Origin of the sequence: Cryobacterium sp. TMT3-29-2 (assembly GCF_004564305.1) — a bacterium.
In the GTDB taxonomy this organism is placed as follows: domain Bacteria; phylum Actinomycetota; class Actinomycetes; order Actinomycetales; family Microbacteriaceae; genus Cryobacterium; species Cryobacterium sinapicolor.
On record NZ_SOGK01000132.1, the window covers coordinates 1 to 10,878 of the forward strand.

General features: G+C 62.9%; 9 protein-coding genes. 7 read left to right on the forward strand and 2 right to left on the reverse strand.

Going from position 1 to position 10,878, the window contains the following annotated elements:
• Nucleotides 1–880: 880 nt before the first annotated feature.
• The 7 genes from E3O67_RS15265 (at nt 881) to E3O67_RS15295 (ending at nt 8,647) form a co-directional block, all read left to right on the forward strand.
• On the forward strand, nt 881–2,011 hold the full coding sequence (locus E3O67_RS15265; protein ID WP_135103077.1) for a glycosyltransferase: 1,131 nt from the start codon (nt 881–883) through the stop codon (nt 2,009–2,011).
• 112 nt (nt 2,012–2,123) lie between these two features.
• A complete protein-coding gene (locus E3O67_RS15270) occupies nt 2,124–3,395 on the forward strand; it encodes a lipopolysaccharide biosynthesis protein (RefSeq protein WP_135103078.1) in 1,272 nt (423 codons plus the stop codon).
• A 218-nt stretch (nt 3,396–3,613) separates the two neighbouring features.
• A complete protein-coding gene (locus tag E3O67_RS15275; RefSeq protein WP_135103079.1) occupies nt 3,614–4,855 on the forward strand; it encodes a helix-turn-helix domain-containing protein in 1,242 nt (413 codons plus the stop codon).
• Between the two features lie 133 nt (nt 4,856–4,988).
• A complete protein-coding gene (locus E3O67_RS15280; protein WP_241982230.1) occupies nt 4,989–5,447 on the forward strand; it encodes an ATP-binding protein in 459 nt (152 codons plus the stop codon).
• Nucleotides 5,434–6,729 carry a tyrosine-type recombinase/integrase gene (locus E3O67_RS15285; RefSeq protein WP_198418990.1) on the forward strand — a complete coding sequence of 432 codons (1,296 nt, stop codon included), beginning with the start codon at nt 5,434–5,436 and terminating at the stop codon, nt 6,727–6,729. The genes E3O67_RS15280 and E3O67_RS15285 overlap by 14 nt, the downstream gene beginning before the upstream one ends.
• Nucleotides 6,729–7,661 (forward strand): tyrosine-type recombinase/integrase, encoded by a 933-nt coding sequence (locus E3O67_RS15290; RefSeq protein ID WP_135103080.1) that lies wholly within the window; start codon nt 6,729–6,731, stop codon nt 7,659–7,661. The genes E3O67_RS15285 and E3O67_RS15290 overlap by 1 nt, the downstream gene beginning before the upstream one ends.
• Entirely contained in the window at nt 7,658–8,647 is a 990-nt protein-coding gene (locus tag E3O67_RS15295) for a tyrosine-type recombinase/integrase (RefSeq protein ID WP_135103081.1), read from the forward strand. The genes E3O67_RS15290 and E3O67_RS15295 overlap by 4 nt, the downstream gene beginning before the upstream one ends.
• An 11-nt stretch (nt 8,648–8,658) precedes the next feature.
• Here E3O67_RS15295 and E3O67_RS15300 read toward each other — a convergent pair whose 3' ends face one another.
• Both E3O67_RS15300 and istA read right to left on the reverse strand, forming a co-directional pair.
• A complete protein-coding gene (locus E3O67_RS15300; protein ID WP_135103082.1) occupies nt 8,659–9,312 on the reverse strand; it encodes an ATP-binding protein in 654 nt (217 codons plus the stop codon).
• Nucleotides 9,309–10,634 (reverse strand): IS21 family transposase, encoded by a 1,326-nt coding sequence (istA, locus tag E3O67_RS15305; RefSeq protein WP_135103083.1) that lies wholly within the window; start codon nt 10,632–10,634, stop codon nt 9,309–9,311. Before istA ends, E3O67_RS15300 begins: the two co-directional genes overlap by 4 nt.
• Between the last annotated feature and the right edge of the window lie 244 nt (nt 10,635–10,878).

Genomic DNA, 10,878 nt, shown 5'->3' on the forward strand with positions numbered 1-10,878 from the left:
CTCCCCGCAGTGCTCGGTGAGCCAGGGCGGTAGCCGTGCACGAAGCCATGAGACTCAACGTCCGCGAAGTGATGAGATTTAGTGTCCACGATGTCACGAGATAACACACACCTGCATGGACTGGCGCTACCATCAAGCGCTACTCGCCAGTCGATAACGCTAAGCCGACAAAACCAACGTTGTCCCCAGTAAAAAACTGGGATCGGCACGGTTCCTCGGTTTAGCGTCATCCTCGGCATAATCCGAGTTAAGCCGAATTCGGCTTAACTCGGATCGCGGCACCCAACACGCGTCAGCGCAGATCACCACCATCGCGAACCAGCACCGCATTACCCGGTCGATAGGTGCATTGGGGCCCCTGAGAGAACGCGACGGCGGGTCGCCTATTCGCCAAACTCAAGATCGAGTTTTACCAACGCTGCGGCTGCCCCAGCAAGAACAAGGACATCCCGGCAGGTCGGCGCGTGAATCGTAGACCGCACACAACCGGCGCCGCCGGCACGCGCCCCGCGGCCAGGTCAGCCCCGTCGACATCGAGCTGCAAGATTTAAACTAGTACGTGGTCTTCGTTGAAGCCGCGTAACCCCGCGTCCACGCCCGGGGGCGTCCACCGAGTTCCGGCGACTCAGCCTCAACCCAACTACTGGCCTACTTTTCAACCGTCACGCACACACCTCGGGCCATTTCAGCGCCCCTGAGATGGGCCACACGCGAGGCCGGTGCACGGCTGAATCGAAGACCAAGGTCACCGTCAGGCCTCACTCAGTCGAATTTCACTCCTCCGACTTCTACTGCGATACTCAAAACTACGCAAGGAGCAGCGAAACCCACTTCCCTCGGATGGGAGGAAGTTTTCCAGCATTTGAATTATAGGGACCCAATGACTCGCACCATCATCGTATCTGCGACATTGACGTCCTTGTCGATGGACGATGTGACGACGTCAAGCCAGTCGTATGAGCTGCAACTTGCACTTGCCTTCTCCGAAATCCATTCAACAACCATAATTTCATTGGTTGCAGTAAGTGACGCACGACGCCAGGACTTGAAGCTCGTTGCTCTGGGGTCTAAGCCCCGTGGGCTTACGTCAGCTTGGAATCTGACGAGAAGGTTACTTCGCGAGAAGCCCCAAGGCGTTCAAGTGATCTCGTTTGGATACGATCCGCTAACGGTTCTGCCGTTGCTTTTCTCCCGAGCGCTGGGGGCTCGTGCCTACACAGTCGTGTTTGACACCCACGTCGGCGCCACCGAACAGTTCGCTCCAACTAAGCGAACGCTAGCGAATGCGTACTTTGGCCTAGGGAGACTCTTATTGCGCCCCCTAAACGGGTTGTTCGTGGTGACTAAGACTGCCGAAAATATATTTGCGAGGATGAATAAGAGCATATTCAGGACCCGCATAGGTTTTGATCCAGAGCAGGCCAAGCCGTGGGCACTCCCGAAATCCGAGGAATTTCGTGTCATTTATGCTGGAGCACTGGAGGTCTACAACGGGATCCAGCAGATGATGGACGGCGTGATTCTGCGAAATAGCAATGAGGAATCAACTCGACGTGTAGTTCTTCACCTGTACGGCACCGGCGGGCTTCGACAAACGGTTGAGCTATATGCCGAGCGGGACGAGGCTATTTTATACCACGGCGTCTCTGTCAAAGCGGAAGTAGACGCGGCTGTCCTCCGATCTAATCTTGCATTTAACTTGCGGGTTCTCGACCACCCCGTGTCCGTAAACGCTTTCCCTTCAAAGCTCATCGAACTTTTAGGGTCGGGAGTGCCGGTCGCTACCACTGCGGTGTTGCCGTCCGCAATCTTGTCCAGGTACGCCCTAATTGTTACCGAGGTGAGCGCGGAAAGCGTTAGGGATGCCCTGCTACTCGCAGAGAAGTCTGACGAATCGTTCGCGGAGAAAGCTTCACTCGCTCGCAGTTTCATCGCGGGCGAGTACGACTGGCACGACATCGTGTCGGATATGTCGGGCTTCATGGGTGGCCCCTCCACCGCGGCGGTGTAGGCCGGTGGGCTTTGGAACCAAGGGCGTCACTGCGTGGCGCAGGATTGCAGCGCATAGCGTAATCCGCTACGGAGCAGCGTCCCTCTTCCCACGGACTGTTGCAGCTTTCGGCATGTTGCTCATTACTCCGGTGGGGTTGAGCCAGATGGGTGTCACACAATTCGCCTACTGGCTGCTTGCCACTTATGTTTCGGGACTAGTCGTATCTCCCGACCTCGGCATCGGCAACAGCGTCGTCAACGAATTTGGGGCTGACCACGCAAAGGGTATAGGCCTTCAAACTCATGAAACTCGCATTCGAGGCCTCATCAAACTGCTCAGCATCGTCGCGTTAACGTGGCTCCTGGCAGGCGTAATTGTCGCAGCCGTGTACGCGATGTCGAGCGGCCAGCAAGGTGACGAGGTGACAGTATTTGTATCGCTCGGGCTTGGTCTATTCTGTTTTCTGTCGGCCGTGCCGGCTTCTGTCGTGCAGCGGATTCAACTATCTCAAGAGAAGGCGTCACACGCTGTCCTCTGGGAGGGGGTGGGGAAGACAGTCGGGCTAGGGCTCTCGTTGGCCGTTCTCGTATGGGCACCCAACCTCTACCTCCTCATAGTTTCGTACATGCTGCCGGTCTCAATCTTTAGCTGGCTAAATGCTTTCCTCTTCTTGAAGTCGCACGGCATGGCACGAGTAGGCAAGATGCCAACTGTTGCGCAGGCGGTTAGACAGAACCGCCATACTTTTAGCGTCGGCAAATGGTTTCTCGTGATGCAGGTCTGCTATCTGTTCATTTCGGCCCTAGATCCCTATCTCGTGAACACCTTTGGCAGCCCGAACGACCTAGTGTATTTCAACGTGGCTAAGCGGCCTTTTGATCTGTTACCCATGGCCGTATCAATATACGCGCTGGCCCTCTGGCCCGTCTTTCGGCGGCTGCGCACTCACGCAAACACCGCTCGCCTGCATCGGCTCTTTTTTGCGGTAACACTCGCTAGCGTCGGCCTGGCTGCGCTGGGGAGTTTGCTTATCATAGTGGTGCGCGGCCCGTTGTACAGCTACCTCAGTGGTGGCCGTGTAGATCCAAATCTCGCTGACCTGTTCTACTTCTTATTGCTCATGGTGAGTACGGCTAGTGTCTTGATCTCGACAAATTACTTGAACGCTGTCGATCAGATCCGGAGTCAAACCTGGGTCTTCGTCGCCGGCGCGATTTTGTTGATTGTAGCGAAAGTCGTGAGCCTAGCAACCGGCAATGTGCACACGTTTGTCATGGCATCTGCGGTTTCATACTTCGCGTTTATTGCATTGCCCTTGCTAATTCTCTGCAGCCAAACGAAGAACAAGGCTCCGAGGCTGGGTTTTGTCAGGCGAAGTCCCGCAGCCGTTCGCGAGGTGTAGGTCGCGGTCGCTGTGGGCAGTGACTCCTAGGGCGTGTCTCCTAAAGCCTCGTGAGGGTTTTCGGCAGAATTAACGCATGTCTCGTACTGCCGTGTTGTCTGACAGCGAGTGGGCTCGGATCGAGCCGTTGATGCCGTCGTCGTCTGGTCGTGTTAACGCCAACTGAAAACAGGGCCAGAAACGCCAACTGAAAATAGGGCCACCAACCATCATGGAAGGTGATCAAATTGGATGATTGGGCAGAGATTCGCCACCTGCATTCGACGGGGAAGCATTCGAAGCGCGAGATAGCCCGGCTGGTAGGAGTGTCCCGGGGAACGGTGGATCGGGCGCTGGCGGTGGATCGGTCGCCGACGTATCAGCGTGAGCCGACGGGGTCGAGTTTCGACGCGTTCGCCGGCCAGTTACGGGTGTTGCTCGCGGCAACGCCCACGATGCCGGCCGCGACCGCCGCTGAGCGGGTGGGCTGGTCGGGGTCTCCGTCGCTGTTCCGGGCCAAGATCGCCGAGTTGCGGCCGGAGTATGCGGTGCCTGATCCCGCGGATCGGCTGGTGCACCCGCCCGGGTTCCAGATCCAATGTGATCTCTGGTTCCCGCACGAAGACCTGCCGCTGGGCCATGACCAGGTTGCTGCGCCGCCGGTATTGGTGATGACGTCCACGTTCTCCGGATTCATCCAGGCCCGCATGTTGCCCTCGCGGACGACGCCGGATCTGCTGGGCGGGATGTGGTCGTTGCTGCAGGAGGCGGAGGCCGTTCCCGCCCGGCTGACCTGGGACAACGAGACCGGCATCGGGCGCGGGAAACTCACCGAGCCGGCCGCCGCGTTCGCCGGTACTCTCGGCACGCAGATCAAGCTCCTCAAGGCCCGCGACCCCGAGTCCAAGGGCATGGTCGAGCGGATGAATCGCTTCTTCCGCAGCCGCTTCATGTCTGGTCGCGCCTTCACCTCTCCCGACGACTTCAACCAGCAGCTGGCCGGCTGGCTACCCATCGCGAACAACCGTCTCTCCCGGTCGCGACGCGGGCGACCAGGAGACCTGGTCCGCATCGACCGGGCGGCCATGCGGGGACTGCCACCGATGGCGCCGGAGGTGATGTTCCGCAACAGCGTCCGGCTCCCACGGGATTACTACGTTCGAGCGTTCAGCAACGACTACTCCGTCGACCCGGCGATGATCGGCCGGGTTGTTGACGTGGCCGCGAGCCTGGAACGCGTGACCGTCCACCACGACGGGGTCCTCATCGCCGAGCATCGCCGGAAGTGGGCTCGGCAACTGACCGTCACCGACCCGGCACACGTCCTCCGCGCGGCCGAGCTGCGCGCCCAGTTCCAAGCCCAACGCGCCCGCCGGCCCGCGGTCTCGGCCGTCGTCGAGATGGCCTCACTGGCCCGCTACGACGAGCTCTTCAGCGTTGACATCGACGCCGCGCCGACCGTGTTGGCGGTCGCGTCATGACCGGCTCAGAAGCGGCCTCACAGATCGAGTACTACGCCCGCGCGCTGCGGGCGCCACGGATCAGTGAAGCCTTCCGGCGCCTGGGTGACCAGGCCGGGACGCGGGCTGGTCCCACGAGGAATACCTCGCCGCAGTGCTCTCCAAGGAGGTCTCCGAACGCGAAGCCTCAGGGGCAGCGCTCCGAATCAAGGCCGCCCGGTTCCCCGGTCACAAGACCCTCGAGGACTTCAACTTCGACCACCAGCCCTCCGCAGACCGGAACCTGATCGCGCACCTGGGCACGAGCGTGTTCCTCACCGAAGCGAAGAACGTCGTCCTACTCGGACCTCCCGGAACCGGGAAAACACACCCCGCCGTCGGGATCGGAATCAAGGCCGCCAAAGCCGGCCACCGGGTCCTCTTCGACACCGCGACGGGCTGGGTGAGCCGACTCCAAGAAGCCCACTCACGGGGCAAACTCGCCGCCGAACTTATCAGGCTGCGCCGTTACAGCCTGCTGATCGTTGACTTATGCCGACTCCGCGATTATGCCGATGTTGCCGAGGAGGCTTCCGGAATTGTGCTGGTAGTCCTACCGTTTGCCGCTGGATGAGCCGATTATTCTCGGCATAATGGCACCGCTGTTTCAGGATGTTCCCGAGGAGGCATCGTGCTTCCAGCTTGGGGACGAAGAAATGTCAGGAACACGCAGAAAGCCGGGCGCGATGGCGCCCTATATCGCGGGGCTGGATTCGAAACTGACCGCGGCCGGCTACACGCCGGGCACGCGTCGGGGCATGTTGAAAATAGTCGGGGACGTCGGCCGCTGGCTCGTTGTGGAGCAGCTGTCGGCTGCGGACTTTGACGAGTCTCGTATCCCGGCCTTCATGGAGGCGCGCGCCACAGCGGGCTTCACTCAAAAGTATTACCTGCGGTGCTTCACAGTGATGATCGGCCTGCTGCGGGAGGGAGGGATCGTGGCTCCGGCACCGGTTGCGCCCGTCTCTGCGCTGGAGCGTGTCCTCGCCGACTACCGGCAGTGGTTGGTCGACGAAAAAGACCTCGCTGACACGACAGTGCTCCGTTACGAAAAGTTGGCACGCCGGTTCCTGCAAATCGGCCGGCCCGAAGGAAAGCTCCTCGACACCGCCACGCTGTCGGGCGTCGAGGTGTCGGCTTTCATCCTCGCCGAAAGCAGGCGGGTGAGCTTGGGGTCGGCGCGCGGCCGGGTCGCGGAGATGCGTTCTCTGCTGTGCTACCTCTACATAACCGAGCGGACCAGCTGGGACCTGACCCGCTGTGTTCCCTCGGTCGCGGGCTGGCGTGATGCGCATCTGCCAGTGGTATTGAGCGTCGAGCAGGTGGAGGCGATGGTGGCGAGCTGCGACGGCAGCACGAGCACCGGCCGCCGCGACTTGGCGATCCTGCTGCTGCTTGCTCGGCTGGGATTGCGTTGCATCGAAGTCGCCCGGCTACGGCTGGACGATATCGATTGGCGAGTTGGGGAGATCACGGTCCGCGGCAAAGCACGCCGCCGGGACGTGATGCCGCTGCCCGTTGACGTCGGGCAGGCACTAGCCAACTACCTCCAGCAGGACCGGCCGGCCTCACCCTGCCGGGAGGTATTCATCACTGAACGGGCCCCACGAAAACCCATCCGAGCGGATTTGGTCGGCGATGTTGTCCGTCGGGCCGGACGCCGCGCACACTGCCCGGAAGGAAGGGCGCACCGGCTTCGCCACGCTTTGGCAACAAACATGCTGGCACACGGAACTCCCTTGAGAGACATCAGCCAGGTGCTGCGGCACCGCGACTTGGCCACGACCGCCATTTACGCGAAGGTCGATATCGGGTCGCTTCGGGAGATCGCCCAAGACTGGCCGGGCCAGAACTGATGAAGACGCTCACTGAGTCCCTGGACGACTACTTTCAGCTTCGCCACAGTTTGGGCTACAACTTGGATGACGCGGCCCGACTCCTTCCCCGGTTCGTGGCATGGATGGCACAGAACGGGCATCCCACGGTGACAGTCAGCCACGCGATCACGTGGGTCGAGCTCGCACCAGCCGAGCCCGGCAGCACGGTCTGGCCCCGCAGAATGACGGCCGTCCGGGGCTTCGCCCGCTACCTCTCCGGCATTGACCCGGCGACGGAGGTCCCACCGATCGGCCTGTTCCCTTCCCGCCAGCGCTGGAGCCCACCCTTCATCTTCACGACCGCGGACATCGCCGCCCTCACCGCGCAGGCGACCGGCACCTTGGACGCACGGCTTCCCTCAGCGACCTATGCCACCCTGATCGGGCTGCTGACGGTGACGGGGCTGCGCATCGGGGAAGCAATCCGACTCGACGGCGCTGACGTCGACCTAACAACCGGAGTACTCCTGATCCGGGAATCAAAATTCGCCAAAACCCGCATCGTGCCGCTGCGACCCAGCACCGTTGCTGCGTTGCACGCCTACGCCGCCCAGCGGGACAAGCACCTACCGTCGCCCACCACTCCAAGTTTCTTCGTCACCGTGACGGGGAAACGGCTGCTCTATCCCGTTGTCCAGAAGATCTTCCACACCCTGTGTTCGGCGGCGGGGATCGGCGTCGGAGCTGCCCGCGGTCCCCGCCTCCACGATCTGCGCCACACGTTCGCGATCACCACCTTGATCAACTGGTATCGCACCGGCGCAGATGTTCATGCCCGCCTGCCTTACCTCTCCACTTATCTCGGGCATCGCGAGCCCCGCTTCACCTACTGGTATCTCTCTGCCGCACCTGAACTGCTGGCTTTGGCCGCGGGACGACTCGACACCGGCGACTGGCAGGTGAGGTCATGACCGCGATCACTGCGACAGTCCAGATGTTCTTCACTGACCGCCTTGCCAAACAACGCCAGGCCAGCAGCCATACCATCGCCGCCTACCGGGACACCCTGCGGCTGTTGTTCACCTACCTGCAGGAAAACACGGGGAAAGCTCCGTCCCAGTTGGACTGGACGGATCTGGACCACACCAGCATCAGCGCGTTCCTCGATCATCTGCAAACCGACCGGCACAACACCGCCCGAACGAGAAACGCTCGTTTGGGCGCGCTGCGATCCTTGTTCCGCTACGCCGCGTTGCACCATCCTGAACACGCCGACGTTATCAGCCGAGTCTTGGCCATTCCGCCCAAACGCTTCGACAAAGCGACCGTCTCCTATCTCACAGCGGAGGAAGTCGATGCATTGCTGGCCGCGCCGGACCGTGATGGTTGGGAAGGCCGCCGCGACCACGCCTGGCTGATGCTCTGCATCCAGACCGGACTCCGCGTCTCGGAGTTGACCGGGCTGAACTGCGCAGATGTCAGCCTCGGCACCGGCGGGAACGTCCGCTGCCGAGGGAAAGGACGCAAGGACCGAGCCATCCCGCTCACGACCGCGACCGCAGAAACCATTCGGCTTTGGTTAGCTGAACGGGCCGGCCTTCCCACCGCTGCGCTGTTTTGCACCCGCACCGGACGGCGCCTCAGCCGCGACGCGATCGAGCACCGGTTGACCGTCCACCACCGCACAGCCGCCCTGACCTCTGGAACGCTGCGGTCGAAGAAAGTCTCGCCGCATACGCTGCGGCACACCACCGCGATGACGCTCCTGCACGCGGGAGTGGACACCACGGTGATCGCGCTCTGGCTCGGCCACGCCGATACCCGGTCCACAGATCCCTACATTCACGCCGACATGACGATCAAGGAACGCGCCCTGGCGAAAACAACGCCCGTGGATTCTCAGCCCGGCCGATATCGCCCCGCCGACAGCCTCCTCGCCTTCCTGGAAGGTCTGTGATTATGCCGACATCAAAAGAGCCGCAAGTGGCTCAAAGCCAATGAAGCAAGGACGGATTCGGCGGTCGCCTCGGCAACATCGGCATAATCGCGGAGTCGGCATAAGTCGATGACGAGCAGCGTCGGGCCGGCGAAGAACCGCATCATCGTGCCCCACTTGCCCTCGATCGCGGCGCGGTGGCAGCGCGCGGCGAGGTCGGCGGCGGAGGTGAAGTAGGTGCGGTATCCGGCGGTCACCGCGGCGTGGCCGAGGCCGGTGGCGATGTGGGTTTTGCCGACTCCGGGCGGGCCGATCAGGAGCACGTTGGTCGCGGTCTCGAGGTAGCGGCAGGTGCCGAGCTCGGCGAGCAGGGACCGGTCGATGCCGGAGGCGGCGTCGAGGTCGAAGTCGTCCAGGGTGGCGCCGGTGGGGAGGTTCGCGAAGCGGAACCTCCCCGAGAGACGGCGGGCGTCGGTCGCGGTGACCTCGATGGCCAGCAGCCGCTCGAGGGTGTGGGTGAGGCTCCAGCCCTCGGCTTGGGCCTGGTCCAGGACGCTCGGCAGCGCGTCGGCGGCGTCGGCGAGTTTGAGCTCGGTGAGGTGGCCGCGCAGCTGCTGATAGACGCTCGCCGGCGTCGCCGTGGTCACGGGTGTGGTGGTGGTGGCGGTGGTGAGTGGGGTGTTCATCGGAGGGTGTTCCTGTTCTTCGCGGCCGTCTCGTAGGCGGCCAAACTGATCACGGTGGTGGGTTCGGTGGCGCCGGTCAGTGCCATCGCGGCGCGGCGGGCCGCGGTGCCCGGCGGGATTCGTTCCTTCTTCCGGTGTGGCCGGCCGGGAGGTGCTGCGGCCATCGCGATGGTCTCGAGGGCGGTGATGTGTCCGCTGTCGCGGATCGTGACCCCGAGGCCAGCCTCCGCAACGGTGTGCCGGGCGAGGACAACGCCAGAGACCGTTGCGATGTCGATGGTCGTCGCGCCGAGGCGTTGGTGGACGACGACGCGGGATGCAGCCAGTTCTGGCGGGACCGAATAGCGGTTGCCGCGCCAATCGATCAGTGCCTGCCGGGTTGCGGTGCGTTGCTCGGTCACGACGACCGGGAACAGCGTCGGCGGCAACGGTCGGAGCCGTTCCGCGGCGAACATGACAGCGGCCGTCGTGGAGCCGTCGCGGCCCTCACGGCGCCGACCGTCTTGGCCAGTCGCGAAGGCGGTCAGGCGTTGCTGCGCTTGCTCGAGGGTGACGTCGTCGGGGAGGTTGCGCCACCAACGCTGCGCGGCGGTGTGGTTGTTCTTCTCGACCACGCCCTTGCGGTTGCCCGACCGGGGCCGGCAGGCGACGACGGTGACGGCGTGGTGCTTGGAGAACGCGGCGAACATCGGCGTCAGATCACTCGTCCCGGCCTTCAGCACGGTGCTCATCCGGTCGAACCGCCAGGTCTTCGTCACCCCGCCGAGCAGGCCCAGCAGGACCGTCATCGCCGCGAGCAGGTGGGGCAGGTCCATCGACGGGGAGATCACCGCCCGCCAAACCCCCGAGTGCGCGAGCGAACCGACGAGCACGTAGGCGCGTTTGGTCGGGAACGCCCAGTCGGCTGGTGCGTCGGGCAGCTCGACCCAGTCGAACTGGGTCTCCTCGCCGGGCGGGTGCTCGATGATCGCGTTGGGCCGCTTGGTCACGTGCGCGCAGGCGGTGCAGGCCGGGCGCAAGCTCCGGTCCCGGATCTGGCGGGTGAGAGTCTGATACGACCCTTCGAAGCCCAGCGGGACGAGCTCGTCCAGCAGCGTCGCCGCCCAGAGATGCGGGTCCTCCTTCAGCCGGGCGGCGACGTAGTCGAGGAACGCGTCGAACGGGTCCGGGGCTGCGCGTTGACGCACTCCGGGGGTGCGCTGGCCGGCCAGATAAGCGCGGATGGTCTTGCGGTCGTGATCGGTGCGGCGGGCGATCTCACTGATCGTCATCCCTTGCCGTTTGAGCGCGTGGATGTCCACGTCGTCCTCCTCTGAAAGCATAGGAGTAGGGCCTTTCTCGAGCTGGTGCGTGGTCGAAGACCATCAGCATCGAGGAAGGCCCGCTTCTATGAGCGGAAGCGACCCGGGGTGGGGAATTTCGGTGAGCAGAACTGGGGAATTTCAGTGAGCGCCGTCAAGGAACCATGCCGATCAGTGGGTTGCCGGGCAAGCCCACCACACAGGGCAAGAACGAGCGCTCCCACCAGACGCTGATCCGTTTCCTCGACGCCGACCGACCGGCCAC